The organism is Paenibacillus septentrionalis, from assembly GCF_042659865.1.
Lineage (GTDB): Bacteria > Bacillota > Bacilli > Paenibacillales > Paenibacillaceae > Pristimantibacillus > Pristimantibacillus septentrionalis.
Map to the genome: position 1 here is coordinate 247,610 of NZ_JBHSTE010000002.1, position 22,765 is coordinate 270,374.

Below are 22,765 nucleotides of genomic sequence, written 5' to 3' on the forward strand. Positions count from 1 at the left end.
ACCTCCTCTTCCAATGAAAGTTCAAAAATTCGGCTTTCAGGACCAAGAAGCTTGGACGCTAGTAGAAAACGAGGAGCGCAGCGTAGATGTTGACTACGTGAGCACCGCAGTTTTCGCTAGCGTTCAAGATTCGCCGTCGATTACGCAACAGCGCGAATCATCGTCATCAAAGTCGAACTTTTTGAACTACCTCTTCCAATGAAAGTTCAAAAATTCGGCTTTCAGGACCAAGAAGATGGCACGATACTAGAAAGCGAGTAGCGCAGCGTAGATGTTGACTACGTGAGCAACGGAGCTTTCGGTAGCGTGACATATTCGCCGTCGAATCCACTACAACGCCCCACATCGTCATCAAAGTCGAAGTTTTTGAACAACATCTCTAAAGAGGGAGATCTGCTCCTTCTGTTACGAGTACTTCTATCTTCTTCAGTATCATATATTCAGTAAGGTCATTCGTTAAGGCACAGCCGTACCACGCTTCCAAATCAGTGCGGTGGAGACATATTTGCTGCTCATTATATTCAAATGCGACGGTTCGCAAGTTGCTGGCGGCTGATAATAGACAGCTCGCATTAAACAGCATATTCACCCTCAATTCCAGCTCGCTTCCTTCCAAATAATCATAGTAGGAAAGCGTAATTTGGGAAGGTTCCTCTCCTTGAGTCAGAATATGTATAGACACAATAAACCCTCCATCGACATTGTATGATCAGATTCTATTATTTTAACATGAGTAGTTGTGTGATACGAGTTTTTTTGCAAAATTAAAAGGACAACCCGTGCGCTAATGTTCATACTCATGAATGATCCTATATCCAAAACTATTTATGTACAAGATTAATGGATTACGATTGTTTAATCGCAGAAGTACGTGATCAGTTCAGCGTTAATAGCGTCGGCAATTTCATGATTAATGCCGTGTCCTGCCTCAGGGTAATAACGAGCCCTCATCCCATATCGCTCAAGCATTGCCTGACCCCCCATTCGTGCAAAGGGATCCTTCTCTCCTAACAAATACAGGAGCTTTGGTCTAATGATATCAATCTGCTCATCTGAAAACTTGATTATCTTATGGCTCCGCATACACATATTATTGTAACCGCGCAGCAAATGAGTAAAATGATCAACAATAAGCGAGTTTTCAATAAAGGCAGCGCTGTTTTCTCCTGTTAGCTTAGTTAATAGCTGCTCAATGTTGCGCTTTGTTGGGAGCAGCGCCTCAGGCAAAAAGATTTTCAACATCTGCACCATCGTATTTCCTGATTGCTCTGCAGGAACGCTTGAAGCCATCGCAATAGCCTTTTTTACCCGATGATTTCGCATCAATGTATAATATTGAACTATATAACCGCCGTGCGAGACTCCTGCCATATACACGTTATCAAGGCACAAACTGTCAAGCAGCTCATCTATCCACAGCGCTATATCGAAGCTATTTCGATAGTCTTTACTTGGCAGGCTCTTGCCTGGACCACCAATCGTATCGACTGCATACAGCCGAAAATGCTGCGCGAGACCTGATGCGTTATAGATCCACATCAGTGCCGAATCATCAGCAACACCATGAAAAAGCAAAACGGGCGCTGCGTCCATTTTGCCAAACACATTAACATGCGTACTACCATACTGAGTTTGTACATCAAGCTGATTGATCTCGACCTTCCATTCGTCAAGCAAACGATCATAGGTCGACAAAATATTGCGCTCTGCATGTTTCGTTCTGTATCGTTTCATATACGATGTGCCCCCTATAGATAACGATTGTAAAACCTTTCCAATAGCATCATTAACTCCTGCTTTGCTGCAGCCGTAATCGTTGCTGTGATTTCTTCGCAACCAGCAAAATACTTATGAAACACAAATAAAATGAGCGATTGATACTCCGCAGCCAGTACATATGCATTATCCTGTTCAATCAAACTGCTCATCATCATATATCGAAAAACTTGCTCCTGATGCTCAAGCGGCCAGGTAAACAGCAGCTTATGATACAAGGCTGCCGCCTGTTCATTTCTTTGTTTCTCAATCGTTAGCATACGGATAAGCTTGTACATGTTGTCCTCAAGTAGATATTGCTCCAAATACCAAACACCGGCATACACGAAGCTCGCTTGTTCGATTTTCTCTTGTGCGTTTAGCTCATTAACAAAGTTTAGCTTTAGTATTTCGGTCTGCTGCTCTGCTTCATGAAGGATCGTATGTAAAATTTGTTCCTTGTTTCTAAAGTGATAATATAACGAGCTTTCTTTTATACCTACTATTTTGCAAATGTCTCTTACAGAAACCGTTGTAAAGCCATGGATGCTGAATAAATCTAATGCAGTTGCAACAATTTTCTGTTTTGTGCTTTGTTCGGTAGCAGTCATGTCATTCTCCTTTGCTAGCTAAACTAACAACTGTTAGGTAAGATTGATTTTACCTAACAGTTGTTAGTTTGTCAACGATTCTACGATATGTAGATCGGTGTATGAGCTGAAGAGCACTCTAAAAAAGCACACAAAAAAAAGCGAGAGGAGCATTACGAATTGCCTGTCTCCTCTCGCTTTAAGCCCTCATCCACCAGCTTCCAGCGTGCTTTAATATCCGTTTTCTCATTCCAGGTACGGCGTTGCTTCAGCGCCCGCTGCAACGGCTTCACTGCTTCTCTAGCTCGTTCATCATCTGTTAGCGACAACAGCAGCTCTATATTTCTCTCAGCAGCCGTATACAGTCTCTTACGATCTCCGAGCACATACGCCTCTTCTGCTGCCTGAAGCTCTTGCATATTCAATCGTTCTGCCAGCGCAAAACGCTGCTGTACAGTGACCCAAAAACAATAAATTGCCGCACGCGCGAGTGCTGGCGATACAAGCCAGCTGGGCAATGTACGATATTCGAAGCCGCCATGGAACTGCTTGCGATAATCCCCCATTCCGCCGTATTTATCATTACGCGAATATCCCGCCTCATCTGCCAGCGCGGCAAATGGCAACGCAAGCATCGCATCCAGCAAGCGCAGCAGTCTCGGTGTCAGCAATATACCGCTTACATGGAGGTGACCGCCAAGTGCAATCCCTTTCACGGGCATCCCACCTGCAAGCCAGCGCAGCGGTCGTTCATCTGCTACAAGCAGTTGCAGCTCCTTAAGCAGCCTGTGCAGCGATGCTGTTAGCCTTGCAGGATGGCTGGCAGGACGAGGTCGCAGCTCAACAATTGGATAGATCAGCTTTCTTTTATACAGCAGTGAATCAATACCAATCTCTTCGTTGACATGATCAAGCAGCACGCTCGAGGCAGACACCAGCTTGTTCGATTCATCTACGAAAACAAGCTCGGGATCTGCCCCGAGCCAAAATTTTCGCTCAACGTCCATCTCCCAGCCTTCCAGCCAGCGCTGCAGCGCTTCATTCATTGCTTCACGCTCAAGCAACACTTGCTGCTGCTCAATTGACCATGCATCGCGTATCGCAATGCTTCCTGTTCCAGATACAGCTACCAATACGGAACCAACATCAAGCCACAGTGCGTACAACGCGCGAGTTGCTGCGATTTCAACTGCTCGCAGCGTTACCTCTGACAGCTCTCGCTCATCATGCTCAAGCATGCCTTGTGCATCCCGCTGCGCAATATAAGTCACTCCCAGAGGCTCAATCTTTGCATTGACCCGACCCCAGCAGAGCAAGGAATGATCGATACAGTACACTAGATAAAGGCGCTCATCGCTCAGCTGCTCATCAATGCGAAGGCGAGCAGCCTTCCAGCACTGTCGCTTGTGCTCCTGCGTCATCTGCTCGAAGCGAAGCAGCCCTGCATTAATGGCTGCCCGCTCAAGACAGTAGTCCATAGCAGCCTCCTGAAGCAACACAACAGGTTCGCCACTCTCAGCTGCTTCACTATTACAAGAAGCGAGTGCTGGAGTATCTGCAGCTGCGAAAGCGGAATGCTCAGCTTCCTGTCTGCCGAGAAAAGCTTTTATCGCTTCACTGTCAAACAAATCAGCCGGCTCCTTCAGCTTAATTCTGGCCCCGCCTTGCTGCTTTTGCAGCCATAACATTTTACTCATAGGCCCGCATCCTTCTTATGGGATAAATAACCATTTAAAAACGAAGAGGGCTTTCGCCCTCAAGTTTGTCGTAAGCCGACATATGCTATTCATAGCTAGCATTAGATCTCATCTTCAAGGAGTTCATCCAAATCGTCGAATTCCTCTTCGAATTCTTCTGCCTCATGATCGAAATCCTTGCCATCAATATCTGGGCAACCGCCAGGTACAACAGCAACAGAAACCTTCGTTTCTGCAATCATCTCAACAGCGAATTCGCGCTCAACACGAACGACTACCGAATCGCCGCTTGACGAAATATTCGCTTCGATACAGTTAGGCTCTGTAATGGATTCTGCGAATACTTCAGTCGTTGATGCGCGATGTTTAGGATCTAGATAATATAAAGGCACGTTTTCTACGAATTGCACGCTTTCCTTAGCGACATCAGTTTGTGAATTGTTGTTGTACGAGTACCAGATATTAATGTCATAAGTACCGATAACTTCAACACCACTGCTTGATTTGACCGCCTCATACTTAGTGTTTATAACCCATGCACCAAGAATACTTGTAGGTCGATGCGGTGGGGTAACTGTATGAGTAGATGTGCTAAACTTACGACCTTTCCCGCAAACAGCCTTTGTAATAATTTCTCTGCAACGCAGCTGTTTATTTGCTTTAGACATCGACTTAACCTCCTCCATACAATCATTCACTTAAGTGTATGCAAGTAATAGGCGTTTGTTGATTACTGTAGTCCTACAATTCCAAACTATTTTTCAATCAAGTATGTAAGATGGAGTCGCAGCCTACATCTACGCCTATTCGACTCGACCCAAAACTCCTTCTACATGTTACTAACAGAATATGAAAGAAGAGCTTATTCTATGACACATCTGCAAAATGTGCATGAATAAGCTCTTCTTAATGTAAACCTGCCCGCTTTTATTCCTATCACTCTTCTATGAACGCTAGCAACATGCCGCATGCCGTGACTAGTCCGAATCACTCGTTTCCTTTTTTCGCTTTAACCGTTCAGCTACATCCAGATAACGATTCATTTCATGCATAAGCATTAACAGAGAAGCGCGCGTCTCAAACTCTATGCGGGTTTTAGGCAGCTCCATCGCTCGAAATTTGACCTTTAGCTGCTGCAGCTTGTCCTTCACCTCACCCACATAAACCTCCGAGCGTGTATCTCGCCCAAGCTGCTCCAGCAGCTCGGCCACTCTTTCGCTATGCTCCAGATTGCCATGAACGTAAGCGACCATCTCCATCATATGTTCGATCGATTCAAATTGCTCTCTTCTCATTTCAAAATAGGTAGACCAATACGCTTCATTATTCCACAAGCGATTCTCCTTGCTGCGTTGTGAAATCGCAGCTCCTTTTTCAATCGCTTCATATGCCTTGAGCAGCTCTTCACCACTCCATATGTATGAGGGGTCACGCAAAATCATGGCCAGCTTGTAAAAGATTTGATAATACGTCAATTCGATGGTCTGGCGAAGCTTCATAATTTCCTGATCTACTTTAGGCATGTACACCATATTGATAATCGTGGCTGAGCCGAGTCCAACAAACAGCAGCGAGATTTCATTCAAGATCAAATCAGGTGTGACCTCGCCGTATGAATAAAGGTGGAACACAATAACGCAGCTTGTCACAATGCCTTCCTTCAGTTGAAAGCGAGACATAATTGGAAATGAAACAAGAATAAAGATTGCCACCGTCCAATAATAGAAGCCAAAAAGGACAAATATTATTGAGGCCAGTGCTAGGCCAAGCACCGAGGCAACGAAGCGGACGGCCGTTCTGGTCAGCCCCTGCTTTCTTGTTACCTCGACGCCCAGTATTGCTAATATTCCTGCTGAAAGTGCAGGCTCCAGCTGAAAATAGCGTGCAGCGTAGATCGCCAGAATTGCTGCAATAGCTGTTTTGATGACGCGAATCCCCATACGAATGCTCCTAGAAGTTAATATGTCATATAGTATAGCGATTCCTTAGCGATCTTTCCACCCAGAGGTCACTTTCCTTTCCAACAAACTGACTCCCTGATACATACCAGTTGCCACAACGGCGATTACAACTAGCGTAGACAGCACCAGCGTAAAGTTAAATACCTGGAAGCCATATATAATGAGATAGCCTAAGCCAACACGCGCCACGAGGAACTCGCCTACGATGACACCAATCCAGGCTAAGCCGACATTTACCTTCAATGTCGAGATAATAACAGGAAAGGCTGCGGGCAAGATCACATAATAAAACAATTGAAAGCGCGATGCGCCAAATAAGGCGGCCACCTTGATCAGTCCTTCTTCCGTTTCCCTAAAGCGGTTATAAATATTAATCGTTGTAATAATAACCGTAACGAGCAGCGTAATCGCCACAATCGAGCCGAATCCTGGACCTAAGCCTACGATAAGCAAAGGACCAAGCGCAACCTTCGGCATACTGTTCAGTACGACCAAAAACGGATCGACGACGCGCGCTACGAACGGAAACCACCATAGCAGGGCAGCAATCAATGTCCCGAGCAGCGTACCAAGCAGGAAACCGGCAATCGTCTCGGCGACTGTAATGCCGATATGGGGCATAATGCTCCCATCTAATAAAGAGGTGTACAAATGATTGGCAATTTTACTTGGTGAGCTGAAAATAAGCGGATCGACAATACGAGCACGGCTGCTCCATTCCCATAGCGCAATAAAGCCTACCAGCAAGATCGATTGTGTAAGCAGCACCAGCATGCTTTTTTTGCGCATACGCTCCAAATACTGCTTGTGAAGTGCTTTTATCGTTGCCGTCATGCTATTCTCCCTCCTTTTCCATCTCTTCATCCAGCTCATGCCATAGCTCGTCAAAACATCTTTGATATTCTGGATGCTTTCGAGCCTCGATTGGTCCTGCTGCACGAAGCTCGCGAGGGATCGTAACAATTTTGCGAATATGGCCAGGATTTCGACCTAGCACAACGATGCGATCACTGATCGCTACCGCTTCCGCCAAATCATGTGTAACAAGAATAGCAGTTTTGCCCAAGCGGTCTAGCGTTGACTGAACCAGCTCCTCGAGCTGCATCTTAATGTGCAAATCAAGTGCCGAGAACGGTTCGTCGAGTAAAAGCAAATCAGGGTCAGTAATTAACGTTCGCGCAAGCGCGACACGCTGTCGCATTCCGCCAGATAACTGATGCGGGTATTTATGCGCCGCATTCTCCAAGCCCAGCTCGTCAAGCAACGCAATTATTTTTCGATCAGAGTCGTCCGTTACCTCCTTGCGGATTTCCAAGCCTAGCTTAACATTCTGCAAAATGGTGCGCCATGGGTACAAATAATCCTGTTGCTGCATATAGCCCAGACGAGAAGAAGGCGAGGTAATAGCCTCGCCCATAACACTCAATTCACCATAGGTTGGCGAGATCAAACCAGCTATCATATTTAATATAGTCGTTTTGCCGCAGCCGCTTGGACCTACCAGACTAATAAATTCGCCTTTATTTACCGTAAGATTAATATGATTAACAGCAAGATGGGCACCAGCTGCATTGACATAAATATGAGTCAGTTCCTTCAGTTCCAGCACCTTTTCCCTATTCATGAGCAGGCCCCCTATCCTTATTGAATTGATTTTTCTGCAAATTCAGTATTCACAATTTCACTATGCTCCGTGCGCGCAGATAGCTCACCTGCATCACTCATAATGTCAAGCAGATTGTTCCACTCCGTTTCATCCACAATTGGATCGCTTGCATAGGACCCTTGTGCCTTATAACGCTCGATAGAGCTTGCCATAATATCAGGATCCACATTGTCAAAGTACGGCGCAACTACTTCAGCTATTTCCTCAGCAGAATGCTCCTCCACCCATTTTTGTGCTTTGTGCACGGCATTCGTGAAGCCTTGAACGACATCAGAATGCTTGTCGATATAGCTTTGCTTCGTCATAAATACGGTATAAGGCAGTAAGCCGCTCTCTACACCGAAGGACGCGACAACGTAACCGACTCCTTCTTTTTCAAAAATGGAGGCCGTTGGTTCGAACAGCTGCACGTACTCGCCCGTACCTGAAGAAAAGGCTGGCGCAATATTAGCAAAATCAACATTCTGGATTAGCTCAAGATCGGCATGTGGATCAATACCATGTTTTCTCAGCGTAAATTCCCCAGCCATTTGCGGCATGCCGCCTTTTCTCTGTCCGAGAAACACGCTATCTTTTAACGATTCCCACTCAAAGTTGTCGATTGGCTGACGTGCCACTAAAAACGTTCCGTCGGTCTGAGTCAACTGTGCAAAGTTGATGACTGGATCATCACTACCTTGCTGCATTACATAAATCGAGGTTTCCGAGCCTACGAGTGCTACATCAATGACATTAGACAACAGCGATGTCATTGTTTTATCTCCTCCTGCTGTAGTTGTAAGCTCAACTTCAATGCCTTCCTCTTCAAAGAACCCTTTTTCAATCGCCACATATTGCGGGGCATAGAATAGGGATCGAGTCACCTCACCTATTCGAACGACTGTATGATCATTTTTACTATTGCTACAGCTGGTCAGTATGGTCGTCCCAACTAGAATAAGCGAGAGCAGAAACAAGATAGATTTGTTTCCTTTCATAGCAATTCCTCCTATTGTTGTAGTGGTATAGCCTATTCACTTCCTAATTAGGTGGTGCGTAATTGAGTGAAAAATGAGGCGATGCGAAGCCCAAGTTAACTAAATTGATAATAATCAAATTGACAGCGTTCAACATTTAGAATATTATCTAATTAGATATATAATTAATTTAATGAGTGTTTAACTACTGGAGGTGAGCTTTCCATGCAATTAAGTAAGGTCGTAACCTATCATAAGGCGCTTGCTGATCCGACGCGAATCAAGATGTTGATTTTGCTGGCAGACGGCGAGCTTAATGGATTAATGATGGCGGACAAACTCGGAGTGTCTACTGCAACGATTACACACCATGCCGCCAAGCTGCGTGACGCCAACTTAATACAAGAGCGACGAGACAAAAATACCATTTACTTTGCATTAAATAACGAAAGTATAAAAAGCTATGCAACAGCTACAATTGATCTGATTGATAAGGGAGTTTCTTCATTAGAGAATGGCGATAACACGAAGGAGAAAAATGAACGACTGAAGCGATCCGTATTGAAAAATTTCTTCACGGCAGATGGTAGACTGAGACATTTGCCTGCCCAACTGAAAAAGAGGGTTATTGTGCTTGAGCATCTTGTCTCGATGCTGGAAAAAGGTCGACCCTATAGCGAAAAGGAAATCAACCACTATATTCAAGAGTTTCATGAGGACTACGCAACTATTCGGAGAGAGCTGATTATGCATCAATTTATGTTCAGAGAAGATGAGATCTATGAATTAAATCCGTCTGAGCTTTGGACAAAATGGGAAGCTTTATCTTAAATGTAATCACGTTAGCATAAGGGCACGCTAACAAAAACAGAGCTCAAGACTGTAATGAAGCTATTACTCTCATTACAGTCTTAAGCTCTGATATACGAACCGAATATGTTGAGCTGCAAGCAACTAAGAAGCCCACATGCTACAGCTTGTAAATTTCTGAATACTTCTCCGTTAAATAGTTAATCAAATATTTCGGATTAAGCGGCTCGTTCGTTATCCCCTCAATCAGCTCTCTAGGCGTTCTCATCCGTCCGTATTGGTAGATATGCTCCGTTAGCCACTCCTTAATAGGCTGCAGCTCCCCTGCTTCAACCTTTTCCCAAACATCCGGCATCGCGCTTTCAAGCGTATGCATAAATTGAGCAGCGTACATATTGCCTAGTGCATAGGACGGGAAGTAGCCAAATGAACCGCCAGACCAGTGCACATCCTGCAAGACGCCCTCCGCGTCAGAAGAAGGGTTCACTCCTAGATATTCTTCGTACTTCTTATTCCACACCTGCGGTAAATCCTTCGCTTTTAACCCTTCATTAAAAATCATCTTTTCAATCTCATAACGAATAATAATATGCAGGTTATAGGTTAGCTCATCCGCTTCAATACGTATCAACGACGGCTCTACAACGTTGTTGCCGCGATAAAAAGTATCTACATCAACATTTTTCAGCTGTGAGAAACGCTCCTGTAAATCCTTATAGTATCGATTCCAAAACGGTCTGCTCCGTCCAATAATATTTTCCCAAAACCGAGACTGGGATTCATGGATACCCATAGATGTTCCCGTAGCAAGAGTGGTGCCTATTAGCTCTTCGCCAATATTTTGTTCGTACAAGGCATGACCGCCTTCATGAATAATGCCGAAAAGCGCGCTTGTAACATCATCCTCCAGATATCTGGTTGTAATACGTACATCCTTGGCATTAAGCCCAGTTGCAAATGGATGAACACTTTCATCCATTCTGCCTGCTTCGAAATCAAATCCCATTTGTTCCAAAATAAATGTGCCATAATCCTTTTGCGTGGCGATATCGAATTGTCCGTCCAAAAAGTCGGTTTGTGGCTGGTGCTCACTCGAAGACAGCTTTTCAGCTAGCGGTACAAGCGCATCGCGCAGCTCTCCAAATATTTTATCAAGCTGCTTAACATCCATGCCCGGTTCATATTGATCAAGCAGCGTATCATAACGTGTTTCTTTTACACCCCATAAATCAATCATTTCATTCGTAATATCAATAATTTGCTGCAAATAGGACTCAAAGCTGGCAAAGTCGTTGTTTTCCTTGCACTCTTCCCATTTATTTTCTGCCTGAGTTGTAAGCATTACATACTTATGATTAAGCTCAGGCGGGATTTTAACAGCACGATCATAGTCCTTGCGTGTTTCTGCTACTAATCGTTGATCGATCTCGCTCAGCTTGCTCCATTGATCCTTGCCTTCAAGCTCAGTCAACAGCTCACCCAGCTCAGTAGAAGTGGATAGTTTAAACATTTCTGCGTTTAGCGTTCCGATCACCTCTGAGCGAATATCTACGCCCTTTTTCGGAGCTCCTGTACGCAAATCCCAATACAAGACTGCAAGTGCTTCTTCGTATTGCTTAACTTTTTGATTGATGTATCGAAATTTCTCTAAACATTTGGTCATAACGTTCTCCCTTCCATATGTAGGTTTTTTCGTGTCTATTCCTTTGCAAATTCACTTACATGCATGATCGTGTTTAGGGTTGCTTAAGCATTCCGTGCGCTCTATAATCAACTATAACCGATTTGGCATAACATAAACAAAGGTGATGATCTTGATGCGTATTACATTTACGTCTGCCGCTGTAGATATACTTCAGCCTTATCTTCAATCAGACAAGCACTTAAAATTCCTTCATGATACGGAAGGCTGCGGCTGCGTCGTAAGCGGTGTTCCCGCTTTGACTTTAATTACTGCACCATCTGTGGATGATAGCCCGGGCGAAGCAGACCCGCTTCCTTTTCACTACGAACCAAGACATAAGGTCTATTATGAAGATCAGATGACGGTTGATTATAATCCGCAAAGAAATGCGTTCAGCTTGAAAAGCGAAGGTCAGATATACACCCTTAATCTACGCTTCGTTCCGTAACTTGACACGCTCGCAAGCTGGCAACAAAAAGCCCCGAATGAATACGCGACCTAAGTAGTTTATTCATTCGGGGCAATCTTATGTAAAGCTAAAGTATGGTTAATTGTAAAAAGAAATCCATTCTGAAAGAAAGCACTATTTTTTATGTCTGGATTGACGCAGCGCGGCTGCTCTGGCTTGGATAACTTCAGACCGATCACGCCGCAGATGGCGATGGATGATATCCTCCGACACCTCGCTGCTGCTTCTTCCCCAATGCAAGCCTCGCTGCTCTGCTTGCTGTCTGCACATCTCAAGCAGCTTGATATGATCAATTGGCAGCATCATATCCAGATACGGCTGTTGCTGCTTGCAAGCAGCAATATGCTGCTCGAGCAATTTTTGCAGCGAGGGCATGTCAAGTCCGAGCTGATTGGGCATCGACAGATGACGGATTAATTTACCCAAAGCTGATTGATACATAAGCTCGGCCCCTCTTCGATTTTGGCGTCGTTCGTGATATTGACCAACAGCAATCTGTATGCACATCACCCACAGCTCACTCAATCCATCGCTTGGGTGCTCCTTCCAATATTCCTCCAATAGCTCGTGGCACTCAAAAAAATCACGTGTCGCATGAAATTCGATCAAGTATTCGATATATGCTTCAGGCACATTCATCAGATCACCTTTTAAATTTATTTAAAATGTTTAGTAATTTTTGAAACCAAACATTATAATAGACGTAAAGTTGTAGTATAGCAACATTAAGATCTATTTCAGGAGGGAAACAAGGACATGAAAAAAGGATTTATTGCCATGCTTGCACTAACAGTGTTCTTAGCACTAGGATTTGGTTTCAGTGACACTGCCGATGCAAAACGTGGCGGCGGTTTCAAATCCAACAAGCAAAGCTTTACGCAAAATAAGGACAACACGACGCAGCAATCCAACAGCGGTGCAACTTCTGGAACAGCTTCAGGCACGAAAGCAACTACGGGTGCGGGTGCAGCAGCAACAACAAAATCAGGCGGTCTATTCGGCGGCAGCTCCTTTATGAAAGGGATGATGCTTGGTGGACTAGCAGGTCTATTGTTTGGCGGAATGTTTGCAAACATGGGTGCATTCGGTGAAATTTTCGGATTACTCATTAATATCGCTGCAATCGTTGCGATCTTTATGGTTATCCGAGCGGCTTGGACTTATGTTCGCAACAATAAAAGACCAGCTAATGCAGGTCCTAATTACGACAACCGTAATTCCTATCATGACCGTGATCGCCGTGATGAGGACGATCGCAATGGAAGAGGTCGATTCTAAGCTATGAGAATCTACACGGATGAAATAATAAACGCGATATGCCTGAATATGGCTGATCGACGCGGAGTTAAGCCAACGGATATTGAGGTTCAGCTTTCTTGGGAAGAGGAATATGGCTATACCGCAGAGGTTTGGGTAAATGGGCGCTCTCAGTATTTGCTGCAAGCAAATATTATGGAAGCGTTAGAGCAGTATTTCTACTCTGAGTACAAGCTTCGCGTTTTCCGCTCTGATATCTTGCTAGGTATTGATGAGGAAGCCGAACAGTTCTGGGCAGAAGCTAGAGCATAGTAATGAACAACTAGAGAGCTCGCCTCTTGGCACATCGCCAAGAGGCGTTTTTTTGTTGCGCGACTTTTTCCACTTAGGCCTCATAGCATATCAATCCAATCAACTTCTCCCTCAGCTCCTTGCATCCATGCAACGTGACTTCGTTCATATTGACTTACTTCATTCATCTCAACTTTGCTTATCTACCTATAATTCTCACAATCTACCAAGTTACATCTCTTTCATTTTCCATGTATACTAGTGGTAGATTGATATAAAGGAGAGTGATGGTTGAGTTGAAACGCATGTGGAAGGCACTGTTGGCGATTATGCTATTAACCTCCCTGCTGCCAATTGGTCAGCAATCTGTCGAGGCGGCAAGCATGACGCAATATCGCGTTTATCAAAATGACAAGCCCTTGAAGGAATTCGCGAAGGAAAGTCAAGCGATTGCGTACGCAAAGTACTACAGCTACAGTCATGTTGAGAAAATTAGTAATCGTCAGTGGGTATGGCATAACATACCAAGGTATAAGGTGTACATAGATGGTGCATCCTCCACAAAACTGGAATATGCTTCGCTTAATGAGGCACAAAAAGCTGCCGCAGGCACTGTAAACTCGTATGTCCGTGATCTTGAAAATATCGGCTGGGTATATGAGAACTTTGCAAGCTATCAGCTCTATCAAGGAGACAATACGAAAGACAGCTGGCAGTTCCGAACTCTGGAAGCTGCGAAAAAGGAAGCTCAAAAATGGAGCAATGCTCATATTATGAAGCTTGATACCAAGCAATGGGTCTGGGATAACTTAACTGCTGCGATGGTGAAGGATCAACGATCTGGCGCTGAAAAATACAGCATCTATAGAGATGGTGAAGTCGTGTCAGGCAGTCAATCCTTTTCTTTTTTGAAGGATGCGATTGAAGCAGCCAACAAGCTTAGCAACGTAGAAGTCATCAATACTGCAACAGGCAAATCTGTTCATCAAAATCTATTGAACTATGAGGTTTACAGTCAAGGCAAGCTGACAAAAAAACATTCTACCTTGAATGCAGCCGTTAAAACTGCAAAGGGTTTGTTCTCAGCTGAAGTAAAGAAAGGCGACCAGTTGCTGTGGAGCAGCGTTCCTTATCTGTCAGTCTATCAAGGTGATCGCTTGGTTAAGAGCTTCCACTCCCTGCAGGGCGCGCTCACATATGCGAAGAGCTTAAGCAATTCTTCAATTCAGAATCAGGATGGCCGAAAGCTGTATTCGTCGGCTAAAAACTTTATCTATATGGGTTGGAACGGGTCAAGCTCTGTTGCAACCATTAACAATCATATCAGCAACACACAAGGTCTCGATATCGATTCCCCAACCTGGTATTATCTCGATGATGCAACAGGTGAACTGAACAGCAATGTAAGCGCTGCGCTTGTATCCGAGATGAAGTCAAAAGGCGTTGATATTATTCCACTTGTGCATAATCAGTTCGACAAGGAACTAACGACGACGTTTTTAGCTAACCTCGACGCTCAGGATCGATTTATTAAGGCCTTAATTGACAGTCTCGTCGCGATTAACGTGAAGGGCTTGAATCTTGATTTTGAAAATGTCGCTGCAAGTGATCGTAATGCTTTTACAAGCTTTGTGGAAAGACTTACTAAAGCTGCTCATGCTAAAAAATTGACAGTATCGATTGATCTGCTTCGCGGTGATGTACGATGGAATCATTTAACGGCTTATGATTATGAAGCGATTGGCAAGATTGTCGATACAGTAGTAATGATGGCATATGATGAGCACTGGAGCGGTTCTGACCAGCCTGGCTCTGTAAGCAGTCTGAAGTGGGTAGAGGAAGGCATCAAGCAGTACCTCGATTACGGCATTCCTCGCAGCAAGCTAATTTTAGGCATACCGTTCTACGTGCGGGAGTGGCGTCTTGACAGCAATGGGAAGCTCGTCGACAATCGTGCACTATTCATGAAGGATCTAGATTCGGTTATAGCCAACAATAAAGCAACCCGTATTTTTGATGAAAATACTGGACAGTACAAATACAGTTACCAAAAAGACGGCTACACGCATATCTTCTGGGCAGAGACGGTTGACACCGTCGTTGAACGTGTGAAACTTGCGAAAAAGTATGATCTGGCTGGCGTTGCGGCATGGCGGCTTGGTTACGAACAAGCTTCCGTATGGGAAGCGATGCTGAAAATTAAAGAGCAGTAACCCAAAAGGCATGAATCCAAGCAATCGGATTCATGCCTTTATTCATTTCTGCTTTGCTGTTACACTAGTTTTACCAAATCATAGAAACCTACTAAGGAGATTTTCAATGAAACGAAAACTAAATCGTTTTGACAAGTGGATGCTAATGCTAATAGCATATGGAGGATTGATCTTATTCATTAGAAACCTTATCAGTTCAATAGCTCGTAATAGCGATTATATACCGAATGTAATAATCTTAGTCCTTTGGTCTTTTTATATAATCTTTGTGCACCGTGCAATCAAAAAACATTCTAAATCATAATCATTTCTCAGCTTGCGTCACTGCCTCATACGTTTCAATCAGCTGATCGAGCAGCTCAAGCTGCAGCTCATACTGCTTAAATAAGTTCTGAAAGAGCAGCTCTACTACGCTATCGACGCTCATCATTTGACGTTTGATCTGAATGCCCGCCTTTTGCAGCTCCAGCTGACTGACAACTATCTCCCGCTGCGCCCTCAAGCAATTCAGCACCTCTTCTCTACCGAGCTCATCGATAAAGCTAAGTGCTGTATATAGCTCACTCGGTAAATGAACTGAGGATGCGCTTAATGCGCTCTGCAGCAGCTCCGTAAAATGTCCTTCCCCTTCGCTCGTAATTTTATAGATTGCCTTCGAGCGATTACCGGTCTGCTCGATCGAATCAATTTCTACGAGACCTTCATTCTCCATCTTTTTTAGCGCATGGTAGATTGAACCGGGTAATATGCCTGCCCATGTATCGGTTTTGCTTTGAGATAGTATTTGTTGCATCTCATATCCTGTCATCGGCTTGGTCTTTAATAGTCCAAGAACCATTAATCTCGCCATGCTTTCACCTCAATACGAAATAATCAATATTGAGTATTAGTGTAGCATATCTTCATTTACGATGCATCCTGTACGTGATAACGACGCGTTCTTTTAGTCCTTGGTGATGCATCCTCATCCCATCTGAAGGTTAAGACTGCAACCAACAAGGCTAACACCGTATATAGGACGAGTACCATTAATGCCACTCCATTCAAAGTCCCTTCTAGCGTGTGTGCATCCTTCATCAGATTGACGTAATGCTCGAATGGGAGCAGCTTGCCTACTGCCGCAACCCATGCTGGGGCCGCTTGCAAGGAGTAAAATACTTCACTCATAAAGATCATCGGAATTTGTGCAAAATTCGAGAACATATTAATTTGTGCTTCATTACGTGCAAGATTGCCAAGGACCACTCCAATACTCGTAAAGCAAATCGTTCCGAGGGTGAACCATAAAAGTGTAAGGATAACCAGTATGAAGGAAAGCTGTAAGCCGAAAAGAATAATCCCGAACAGCCATATAACGACATGAATGACTACACCTATTATTGTTCGTGCCAGCACTAAAACGGTAATGAATGAAAGCAACGGCATCGGTGTCAGCTTCAATAGCTTATATACCCCTCGGCTGCGCTGCAAATGAATTTGAAATGCAATTCCCTGCATTCCCCAAAACAACGTACTCACCGCTGTAATTCCACTTACGATGTTCAGTCGCTGCTGTGGCTCATCGGAAAACATGCCTAGACCTATAATTAGCGCTATAGGCAGCAGCAAGCTATAAAACAATGTAATTTTATCGCGAAGCGAGGTGATCACCATAGATCGGAACAACACACTATTCATATTGCTCCCCCTTTGTCAGCTTAACATACAAGTTCGTTAAGGAGTCTACTTCATGCTGAGCACAAAGCTCTGCGGGGTGTCCTTGAGCAATCACTTGACCTGCATCAATGAGAATGACTCGCGTGGCCAGTTGAGCGACTTCATCCATATCATGCGAGGTAAATACAATTGTCTTCCCGCTACCGCTTAGCGTGCTAATTAACGTATGAATCTCTTGCCTGCTTCTTGGATCAAGTGCTGCTGTAGGTTCATCCAGAAATATAAGCTCTGGATCATGGATAAGTGCTACAGCAATAGCCAGCCTTTTCTGCTGACCGCCAGAAAGCTTTGCAGCCTCAACATGTGCCGCATCAGCAATGCCGCATCTTGTTAAGCAGCTGATTGCCTCCGCGCTCGTCAGCGTTAACTTATAGAATGAGGCAAACAGTTTTAAGTTTTCCATTGCACTAAGCCCTGGAAAAAAGGGCACGGCCTGCAGCTGAACTCCAATTTTCTTCTTATATGCTTGATCCCAATAGTAGACAGTACCTGTGTCAGGCTTGCGCAAGCCAATAAGCATCTCAAGAGTTGTTGTTTTGCCTGCCCCATTGGGTCCAATCATAGCAATAATTTCGTTTCGCTCAATGCAAATATCTATCCCTTTGACAATTTCTCGTTTTCCGTACTGCATGCTTAGGCTTTGAGCCTCCATTAACGGTTTAATCTCCATCATCATTCATGCACCACCTTTAATCAATGTTAATTAGTCAACGTTGAGTATTTCGATTTAGTTATATCATACTGCGATGAATCGCTATTGTAAAGCACAAATTAATGTAGGTTTTCGGTAGGTGTGGTTTTATATTGTGGACAGAACGGGTGTTCGCTATAATGGTTGGAGTGATAGGAAGGAGTTTAAGAGGATGATACTTTATAATGAACAGCAAGTCATACAGCTAATTTCAGAGGATGCATGGATGATGCGTATCATGCAGGATGCGAAAACATTACAATTGCCGGACTGGTGGGTGTGTGCCGGATTTGTTCGCTCAAAAATATGGGATACGCTTCATGGCTATACGGAAAGAACCCCGTTGCCAGATGTTGACGTCATTTATTTTGATCCAGACCATTTGGACGAACAGACTGAAAAAGTACTTGAACAGCAATTACACGAATTGAATCCGCATGTTCCATGGTCCGTCAAAAATGAAGCTCGCATGCATGTTGTGAATCATATTACTCCTTATACCTCATCAACCGATGCGATATCCAAGTTTCCAGAAACCGCTACAGCTCTTGGTTTAACTTTAGATGATCAAGATCAGCTCATTCTGACCGCCCCATGCGGAATAAACGATGTACTGAATATGGTATTGACTCCTACCCCGTTTTTCTTGGAAACAGAGGAACGCATCAAGATCTTTGAACAACGAATGAACAAGAAAAACTGGAAGCAGATTTGGCCAAGCATTAAGGTGCGCACAAGCTTAACGCTGGATCATTAGCGTGGGTTTAAGCTTATGCTTTCAAAGCTCAATTAACTCGAAGTCAAACTACGGCTGACCATAACGAATACATAAGATGATAACGAACTCTACAATATTACAAAGCTCAACCCATAAAAAAGACAGCTTCTCGCTGTCTTTTTCACGTTCCTCCCTTATTCAAGCAGCAACATGCAGCAATCTCACTACAGTTCCGCACGTGAGGCTAAGTCCGCTGCACCGATGATTGTTTCAGCATAGCGAAAAACGCATCTGTCGTTGTACGCACAATCGTAATATCATTCATCGTTTCGGCTAGCACAAGTGATCCTTCGAGCGAAGATACAAATAAATATGCGCTTTGCTCAGCTGAACCTTCATTACGGAACTCCCCACTCGATATGCCTTGTGCGATCAGCTCCGCGATTAGCTGGTGCAGGCATACAAAAAAATGACGAACGCGCTTGTGCACGTCTTCTGCCTCTACCGGACTTTGTTGATACATAGCAATAAAAGGACAATTCCCTTTATTGCCTCTCGCATCGATTTCTTGCAGCAGCAGCGCTACAAAATTTTCAATTCGCTCCTGTGCACGGTATTCACGCTGGCTCAATGATATTTCAAGCGCAGATTCATAACGGTTGCCCCAAAAATCTACAACCGCATAGAGCAGCTCCTCTTTGCTTGCAAAGTGATAGTACAAATTTGATCGCGAAACTCCGCTATGTGAGACGACATCTTCGATGCTAGTATATTTAAATCCCTTGCTTAGAAAAAGGCGAGCCGCAATATGAATCAATTGCTCACGATTTCTGGCTGACATAGGTATCACCTCTCAAAACTAGGACTGATCAGTCCTAGTTTTATTTAAAATCCTCAAATTGAGGCAGCACATAGCGATGCCCACAAAATTTGCACTTGATCATTAAGCTCTTATCTGCAAATTCGTAGTTAACACAATCATCATCCTCGATATCAAGCACTTCTCTACCCTGCTCATCAACGTCGCCAGTCGGAAAAAACGCAGTCTTATTTCCACATTCACATTCAAAACGCAGCATATTCTCAGCCCTTCTATTAAAAATATTAGCGCGCTTCGTTGATTCAGCCGCGCAGCTTCGTTATAATAAGCGATGATATCATAACAAGAAGCGATTAGGAAGGAATAACGGAATGTATATAGCCGATCAATGGAAAGATTTTGAGGTAATTGACACTGGAGACGGGGACAAGCTCGAACGCTGGGGAAATTATATTCTTCGACGCCCTGACCCGCAAATTATTTGGCCGATCCAACATGAGGATGAGCAATGGAGAAAGGCTGACGCTCATTACCATCGCAGCTCTTCAGGCGGCGGTCAATGGCGAATTCGCAACAAGCAAATGCCTGAGCGCTGGACGATTAGCTACGGCGATTTGCGCTTTCATATTAAACCAACCAATTTTAAGCATACAGGTCTGTTCCCTGAGCAAGCTGCCAATTGGAGCTGGATGATGGACAAGATTCGCAGCGCCAATCGTCCGATTCGTGTGCTGAACCTGTTCGCCTATTCTGGCGGTGCAACGGTAGCCTGTGCTGCTGCTGGCGCAGAGGTGTGTCATGTGGATGCAGCCAAAGGTATGGTGCAATGGGCAAAGGAGAATGCCGAGCTGTCTGGTCTTGAGAACGCACCGATTCGTTACATAACGGATGATGTATTCAAATTCGTACAGCGTGAGCAGCGTCGTGGACGTCAATACGACGCGATTATTATGGACCCACCTTCCTATGGACGAGGTCCAAAGGGCGAAACGTGGAAGCTTGAAGAAAATCTATTCCCGTTCCTGCAAACCTGCATGACAATTATGAGTGATAACCCGTTGTTCCTGTTAATTAACTCCTACACTACAGGACTATCTCCTACCGTATTGCAGCATTTGCTTACGATGAGCATGGGCAATAAATATGGCGGTCAAATCAATTGCGGTGAGATCGGTCTTCCGATTACACGCTCTGGTTTAGCACTGCCATGCGGGATTTTAGGACGTTGGGAGTCTAACTAGATGAGTCTGTCGATCCTTTACGAGGACAATCATGTCATAGTAGTGGAAAAGCCTCCGGGCATTCCTTCTCAGGCAGATGATACTGGCGACATGGACATGCTTACGTTGATTAAAGAAGACATCAAAGTTCGTTATCAAAAGCCTGGCAATGTGTTTTTGGGTCTGGTCCATCGTCTCGATCGCCCTGTTGGCGGAGCGATGATTTTCGCTAAAACATCCAAAGCCGCCTCGAGGCTGTCTGATGCGGTTCGCACGCGCAAATTCGGCAAAACCTATATGTGCGTCGTAGAAGGCGTTCCTGCAAAGCAAGAGGCCGATCTGCTGCACTATATTCGCAAGGATGCCAAGAAAAATCAAGTGACAGTGTTTCCACAACCTGCTGCTGAAGCGAAGGACGCACGACTCAGCTATCGTGTCGTTGCTTCACAGAATAGCTTAAGCCTGGTTGCCGTTATGCTTCATACCGGTCGCCCGCATCAAATTCGTGCGCAAATGGCGTACATCGGACATCCGCTCGCAGGTGATGTTAAATACGGCACATCGAGCAATCAGCGCGGGCATGGCAGCATTGCGTTATGGTCTACAAGCATCACCGTCCCTCATCCAATCTCAAAGGATGAGCTTCGATGCACCTCGCTTCCTAACGAAAAGGAAGCACCCTGGTCTACCTTCACCAAGCAGCAGCTGCAGCAGGCAGCACGCTGGTATATGTAGTTACCAAACCGCTTAATGTGCAAGCTGACACGTTGAGCGGTTTTCTCGTCGCTCGACTCCTTGCAACATCACAGGGCAATGACTCGTCTTCTGTAAAGAAATGATTCGTATTGATTACAAATTAGGACGTGATGATTTGAGTAGGAATAAAAAATCAAAGCGCAAGCTGCTTTGGATCGTAAACAGTATGCTAATGTTGCTGACAGTACTAGGCGTCATTCTTTTATATGCGCTTTTGAATGATGATCAATCTGACTCCAACACAACTTCTAATGAAAACTCGCTTGCGCAGCAGCAAGCGGATTCACATCCCTTAACGACTGCAACACCTGAACCTTCGATTGAACCACCCCCTTCTACACCTCCCTATACGGATGCTGTATGGATAGGTGTCGGTGATATCATGAGTCATACACCGCAGCTTCCTGGAGCTTATCAGAAAGCGAGCGACAGCTATAATTTTAATGATGTGTTTGCTCCTATCGCTGACATTATTGCTGAAGGCGACTGGAACATGGCAAATTTGGAAACGCCAATGGCGGGAAAGGACTATGGATATACAGGTTATCCGTTGTTTAATGCCCCTGTAGAGCTTGCTGAGGCGCTTTGGCATACAGGCTTTAACATTTTGTCTACCGCTAATAACCATACCCTAGATAAAGGCGTAACAGGCGCGATCAATACACTTGACCATGTGCAGGCTATTGGCTTCACTACAGTTGGTTCTGCCCGTGATGTCGAGGAGTCCGAGCGAAGTGTTATCGTCAAGCAGCATGATATCGCCATGGGCCTGTTATCGTATACGTACGGTACGAACGGTATTCCCATTCCGGAAGGTAAGGAGCATATCGTCAATCTGATTGATCAAGAGCGAATTATAGACGATATGAAAAAGCTTCGCCGTGACGGAGCTGAAGTCATTACGATCGCCCTGCACTTCGGCAATGAATATCAAACTACACCATCTGACGCACAAAAAACGCTTGCCCGAGCATTAATTGCCGCGGGGGCTGATATTATTGCCGGCTCACATCCCCACGTACTGCAGCCTTATGAAATGGTCGATGTAATCGATGATCAAGGCATGGAGAGACAGGGACTTATCATTTACTCAATGGGTAATTTCATATCGAATCAACGAGGAGATTCCAAGGATTACGGCGCAATATTTCGAGTGGATCTGAGAAAGCACTACGACACTGGACGTATTGAAATTAAAGAGGTAACCGTAACTCCAACTTGGGTCCATCGTTACAAGCCTGATGCCAACTACCGCTACCGTGTTTTGCCTGTTGAGGCGACATTAGCGACAAAGGATGATGCTCTGCTAAGCACCTCAGATTACGCTACACTGGAAGCAGATTTCGCCATGCTCAATAAAAGGCTAACTTCCATGATGGAGCAATGATCTTTTTTTATGCGACTACAGCCTATAAACAAACAACCAGTCTCCGAATGCATGCTCGGAGACTGGTTGCAAAGGTTATCCCGCCTAGATCGATGATGACGGTATTTG

26 protein-coding genes are annotated in these 22,765 nt (G+C 44.6%); 10 read left to right on the forward strand and 16 right to left on the reverse strand.

The features are described from left to right. Positions 1 to 202: hypothetical protein (locus ACFP56_RS06060; RefSeq protein WP_379232273.1), on the forward strand; the 202-nt coding region annotated here is incomplete at its 5' end. A gap of 177 nt (positions 203 to 379) precedes the next feature. On the opposite strand, the gene ACFP56_RS06065 is transcribed toward ACFP56_RS06060, so the two are convergent. The 9 genes from ACFP56_RS06065 to ACFP56_RS06105 form a co-directional block, all read right to left on the reverse strand. After that, entirely contained in the window at positions 380 to 682 is a 303-nt protein-coding gene (locus ACFP56_RS06065) for a hypothetical protein (RefSeq protein WP_379232275.1), read from the reverse strand. A gap of 173 nt (positions 683 to 855) precedes the next feature. Continuing rightward, the gene (locus ACFP56_RS06070) at positions 856 to 1,734 is read right to left on the reverse strand and encodes an alpha/beta fold hydrolase (RefSeq protein WP_379232277.1); all 879 of its coding nucleotides are present in this window, start codon (positions 1,732 to 1,734) and stop codon (positions 856 to 858) included. A gap of 14 nt (positions 1,735 to 1,748) precedes the next feature. Next, positions 1,749 to 2,366 (reverse strand): TetR/AcrR family transcriptional regulator, encoded by a 618-nt coding sequence (locus ACFP56_RS06075; RefSeq protein WP_379232279.1) that lies wholly within the window; start codon positions 2,364 to 2,366, stop codon positions 1,749 to 1,751. A gap of 152 nt (positions 2,367 to 2,518) precedes the next feature. Then, positions 2,519 to 4,042, reverse strand: coding sequence for a putative amidoligase domain-containing protein (locus tag ACFP56_RS06080; RefSeq protein WP_379232281.1), 1,524 nt, complete (start codon positions 4,040 to 4,042; stop codon positions 2,519 to 2,521). Between the two features lie 101 nt (positions 4,043 to 4,143). Next, positions 4,144 to 4,710 carry an outer spore coat protein CotE gene (locus tag ACFP56_RS06085; RefSeq protein ID WP_379232283.1) on the reverse strand — a complete coding sequence of 189 codons (567 nt, stop codon included), beginning with the start codon at positions 4,708 to 4,710 and terminating at the stop codon, positions 4,144 to 4,146. A 309-nt stretch (positions 4,711 to 5,019) separates the two neighbouring features. After that, positions 5,020 to 5,982: an aromatic acid exporter family protein gene (locus ACFP56_RS06090; RefSeq protein WP_379232285.1), complete on the reverse strand. Its 963-nt coding sequence runs from the start codon at positions 5,980 to 5,982 to the stop codon at positions 5,020 to 5,022. A gap of 45 nt (positions 5,983 to 6,027) precedes the next feature. Then, complete coding sequence (locus ACFP56_RS06095; RefSeq protein WP_379232287.1) at positions 6,028 to 6,837, reverse strand: ABC transporter permease; 810 nt, start codon at positions 6,835 to 6,837, stop codon at positions 6,028 to 6,030. Between the two features lies 1 nt (position 6,838). Beyond that, complete coding sequence (locus tag ACFP56_RS06100) at positions 6,839 to 7,627, reverse strand: ABC transporter ATP-binding protein (RefSeq protein ID WP_379232289.1); 789 nt, start codon at positions 7,625 to 7,627, stop codon at positions 6,839 to 6,841. Between the two features lie 17 nt (positions 7,628 to 7,644). Continuing rightward, complete coding sequence (locus ACFP56_RS06105) at positions 7,645 to 8,646, reverse strand: ABC transporter substrate-binding protein (protein WP_379232291.1); 1,002 nt, start codon at positions 8,644 to 8,646, stop codon at positions 7,645 to 7,647. A gap of 204 nt (positions 8,647 to 8,850) precedes the next feature. On the opposite strand from ACFP56_RS06105, the gene ACFP56_RS06110 reads away from it, so the two are divergent. Then, positions 8,851 to 9,456: a DUF2087 domain-containing protein gene (locus ACFP56_RS06110; RefSeq protein ID WP_379232293.1), complete on the forward strand. Its 606-nt coding sequence runs from the start codon at positions 8,851 to 8,853 to the stop codon at positions 9,454 to 9,456. A 139-nt stretch (positions 9,457 to 9,595) separates the two neighbouring features. Here the strand turns inward: ACFP56_RS06110 and ACFP56_RS06115 are convergent, their stop codons facing one another. Beyond that, the gene (locus ACFP56_RS06115) at positions 9,596 to 11,098 is read right to left on the reverse strand and encodes a carboxypeptidase M32 (protein WP_379232295.1); all 1,503 of its coding nucleotides are present in this window, start codon (positions 11,096 to 11,098) and stop codon (positions 9,596 to 9,598) included. 154 nt (positions 11,099 to 11,252) lie between these two features. Between ACFP56_RS06115 and ACFP56_RS06120 the strand changes: the two genes are divergently transcribed. Then, positions 11,253 to 11,567: an iron-sulfur cluster biosynthesis family protein gene (locus tag ACFP56_RS06120; protein ID WP_379232297.1), complete on the forward strand. Its 315-nt coding sequence runs from the start codon at positions 11,253 to 11,255 to the stop codon at positions 11,565 to 11,567. A gap of 135 nt (positions 11,568 to 11,702) precedes the next feature. Here ACFP56_RS06120 and ACFP56_RS06125 read toward each other — a convergent pair whose 3' ends face one another. Continuing rightward, positions 11,703 to 12,227 (reverse strand): DUF309 domain-containing protein, encoded by a 525-nt coding sequence (locus ACFP56_RS06125; protein WP_379232300.1) that lies wholly within the window; start codon positions 12,225 to 12,227, stop codon positions 11,703 to 11,705. A 117-nt stretch (positions 12,228 to 12,344) separates the two neighbouring features. On the opposite strand from ACFP56_RS06125, the gene ACFP56_RS06130 reads away from it, so the two are divergent. The 3 genes from ACFP56_RS06130 (at position 12,345) to ACFP56_RS06140 (ending at position 15,349) form a co-directional block, all read left to right on the forward strand. Next, positions 12,345 to 12,866 carry a hypothetical protein gene (locus ACFP56_RS06130; protein WP_379232302.1) on the forward strand — a complete coding sequence of 174 codons (522 nt, stop codon included), beginning with the start codon at positions 12,345 to 12,347 and terminating at the stop codon, positions 12,864 to 12,866. 3 nt (positions 12,867 to 12,869) lie between these two features. Beyond that, positions 12,870 to 13,157: a DUF2653 family protein gene (locus ACFP56_RS06135; protein ID WP_379232304.1), complete on the forward strand. Its 288-nt coding sequence runs from the start codon at positions 12,870 to 12,872 to the stop codon at positions 13,155 to 13,157. A gap of 284 nt (positions 13,158 to 13,441) precedes the next feature. Further along, positions 13,442 to 15,349, forward strand: a complete 1,908-nt coding sequence (locus ACFP56_RS06140; protein WP_379233276.1) for a glycosyl hydrolase family 18 protein — start codon at positions 13,442 to 13,444, stop codon at positions 15,347 to 15,349. Positions 15,350 to 15,653: 304 nt separating this feature from the next. Here ACFP56_RS06140 and ACFP56_RS06145 read toward each other — a convergent pair whose 3' ends face one another. The 3 genes from ACFP56_RS06145 to ACFP56_RS06155 are packed head-to-tail and all read right to left on the reverse strand — an operon-like array spanning position 15,654 to position 17,741. Further along, on the reverse strand, positions 15,654 to 16,199 hold the full coding sequence (locus tag ACFP56_RS06145; protein WP_379232306.1) for a PadR family transcriptional regulator: 546 nt from the start codon (positions 16,197 to 16,199) through the stop codon (positions 15,654 to 15,656). A 56-nt stretch (positions 16,200 to 16,255) separates the two neighbouring features. Continuing rightward, positions 16,256 to 17,026: an ABC transporter permease gene (locus tag ACFP56_RS06150; RefSeq protein ID WP_379232308.1), complete on the reverse strand. Its 771-nt coding sequence runs from the start codon at positions 17,024 to 17,026 to the stop codon at positions 16,256 to 16,258. Then, on the reverse strand, positions 17,019 to 17,741 hold the full coding sequence (locus tag ACFP56_RS06155; RefSeq protein ID WP_379232311.1) for an ABC transporter ATP-binding protein: 723 nt from the start codon (positions 17,739 to 17,741) through the stop codon (positions 17,019 to 17,021). Before ACFP56_RS06155 ends, ACFP56_RS06150 begins: the two co-directional genes overlap by 8 nt. A 187-nt stretch (positions 17,742 to 17,928) precedes the next feature. On the opposite strand from ACFP56_RS06155, the gene ACFP56_RS06160 reads away from it, so the two are divergent. Beyond that, positions 17,929 to 18,513: a nucleotidyltransferase family protein gene (locus ACFP56_RS06160; protein ID WP_379232313.1), complete on the forward strand. Its 585-nt coding sequence runs from the start codon at positions 17,929 to 17,931 to the stop codon at positions 18,511 to 18,513. Between the two features lie 205 nt (positions 18,514 to 18,718). On the opposite strand, the gene ACFP56_RS06165 is transcribed toward ACFP56_RS06160, so the two are convergent. Both ACFP56_RS06165 and ACFP56_RS06170 read right to left on the reverse strand, forming a co-directional pair. Further along, entirely contained in the window at positions 18,719 to 19,315 is a 597-nt protein-coding gene (locus ACFP56_RS06165) for a TetR/AcrR family transcriptional regulator (protein ID WP_379232315.1), read from the reverse strand. Positions 19,316 to 19,355: 40 nt separating this feature from the next. Then, positions 19,356 to 19,553, reverse strand: coding sequence for a hypothetical protein (locus ACFP56_RS06170; RefSeq protein WP_379232317.1), 198 nt, complete (start codon positions 19,551 to 19,553; stop codon positions 19,356 to 19,358). 112 nt (positions 19,554 to 19,665) lie between these two features. On the opposite strand from ACFP56_RS06170, the gene ACFP56_RS06175 reads away from it, so the two are divergent. The 3 genes from ACFP56_RS06175 to ACFP56_RS06185 all read left to right on the forward strand — a co-directional run bounded on the left by ACFP56_RS06175 (position 19,666) and on the right by ACFP56_RS06185 (position 22,657). Beyond that, positions 19,666 to 20,535 (forward strand): class I SAM-dependent methyltransferase, encoded by an 870-nt coding sequence (locus tag ACFP56_RS06175; RefSeq protein WP_379232319.1) that lies wholly within the window; start codon positions 19,666 to 19,668, stop codon positions 20,533 to 20,535. Then, positions 20,536 to 21,249 carry an RluA family pseudouridine synthase gene (locus ACFP56_RS06180; protein ID WP_379232321.1) on the forward strand — a complete coding sequence of 238 codons (714 nt, stop codon included), beginning with the start codon at positions 20,536 to 20,538 and terminating at the stop codon, positions 21,247 to 21,249. Positions 21,250 to 21,385: 136 nt separating this feature from the next. Then, positions 21,386 to 22,657, forward strand: coding sequence for a CapA family protein (locus ACFP56_RS06185; protein ID WP_379232323.1), 1,272 nt, complete (start codon positions 21,386 to 21,388; stop codon positions 22,655 to 22,657). Positions 22,658 to 22,765: the final 108 nt, after the last annotated feature.

Coding starts and splice junctions, on each gene's coding strand:
- ACFP56_RS06105 (WP_379232291.1), bottom strand. CDS start 8,646: ATGAAAGGAAACAAATCTATCTTGTTTCTGCTCTCGCTTATTCTAGTT.
- ACFP56_RS06085 (WP_379232283.1), bottom strand. CDS start 4,710: ATGTCTAAAGCAAATAAACAGCTGCGTTGCAGAGAAATTATTACAAAG.
- ACFP56_RS06115 (WP_379232295.1), bottom strand. CDS start 11,098: ATGACCAAATGTTTAGAGAAATTTCGATACATCAATCAAAAAGTTAAG.
- ACFP56_RS06125 (WP_379232300.1), bottom strand. CDS start 12,227: ATGAATGTGCCTGAAGCATATATCGAATACTTGATCGAATTTCATGCG.
- ACFP56_RS06140 (WP_379233276.1), top strand. CDS start 13,442: ATGTGGAAGGCACTGTTGGCGATTATGCTATTAACCTCCCTGCTGCCA.
- ACFP56_RS06100 (WP_379232289.1), bottom strand. CDS start 7,627: ATGAATAGGGAAAAGGTGCTGGAACTGAAGGAACTGACTCATATTTAT.
- ACFP56_RS06145 (WP_379232306.1), bottom strand. CDS start 16,199: ATGGCGAGATTAATGGTTCTTGGACTATTAAAGACCAAGCCGATGACA.
- ACFP56_RS06180 (WP_379232321.1), top strand. CDS start 20,536: ATGAGTCTGTCGATCCTTTACGAGGACAATCATGTCATAGTAGTGGAA.
- ACFP56_RS06080 (WP_379232281.1), bottom strand. CDS start 4,042: ATGAGTAAAATGTTATGGCTGCAAAAGCAGCAAGGCGGGGCCAGAATT.
- ACFP56_RS06150 (WP_379232308.1), bottom strand. CDS start 17,026: ATGAATAGTGTGTTGTTCCGATCTATGGTGATCACCTCGCTTCGCGAT.
- ACFP56_RS06165 (WP_379232315.1), bottom strand. CDS start 19,315: ATGTCAGCCAGAAATCGTGAGCAATTGATTCATATTGCGGCTCGCCTT.
- ACFP56_RS06155 (WP_379232311.1), bottom strand. CDS start 17,741: ATGATGATGGAGATTAAACCGTTAATGGAGGCTCAAAGCCTAAGCATG.
- ACFP56_RS06130 (WP_379232302.1), top strand. CDS start 12,345: ATGAAAAAAGGATTTATTGCCATGCTTGCACTAACAGTGTTCTTAGCA.
- ACFP56_RS06095 (WP_379232287.1), bottom strand. CDS start 6,837: ATGACGGCAACGATAAAAGCACTTCACAAGCAGTATTTGGAGCGTATG.
- ACFP56_RS06120 (WP_379232297.1), top strand. CDS start 11,253: ATGCGTATTACATTTACGTCTGCCGCTGTAGATATACTTCAGCCTTAT.
- ACFP56_RS06135 (WP_379232304.1), top strand. CDS start 12,870: ATGAGAATCTACACGGATGAAATAATAAACGCGATATGCCTGAATATG.
- ACFP56_RS06160 (WP_379232313.1), top strand. CDS start 17,929: ATGATACTTTATAATGAACAGCAAGTCATACAGCTAATTTCAGAGGAT.
- ACFP56_RS06090 (WP_379232285.1), bottom strand. CDS start 5,982: ATGGGGATTCGCGTCATCAAAACAGCTATTGCAGCAATTCTGGCGATC.
- ACFP56_RS06110 (WP_379232293.1), top strand. CDS start 8,851: ATGCAATTAAGTAAGGTCGTAACCTATCATAAGGCGCTTGCTGATCCG.
- ACFP56_RS06070 (WP_379232277.1), bottom strand. CDS start 1,734: ATGAAACGATACAGAACGAAACATGCAGAGCGCAATATTTTGTCGACC.
- ACFP56_RS06175 (WP_379232319.1), top strand. CDS start 19,666: ATGTATATAGCCGATCAATGGAAAGATTTTGAGGTAATTGACACTGGA.
- ACFP56_RS06170 (WP_379232317.1), bottom strand. CDS start 19,553: ATGCTGCGTTTTGAATGTGAATGTGGAAATAAGACTGCGTTTTTTCCG.
- ACFP56_RS06075 (WP_379232279.1), bottom strand. CDS start 2,366: ATGACTGCTACCGAACAAAGCACAAAACAGAAAATTGTTGCAACTGCA.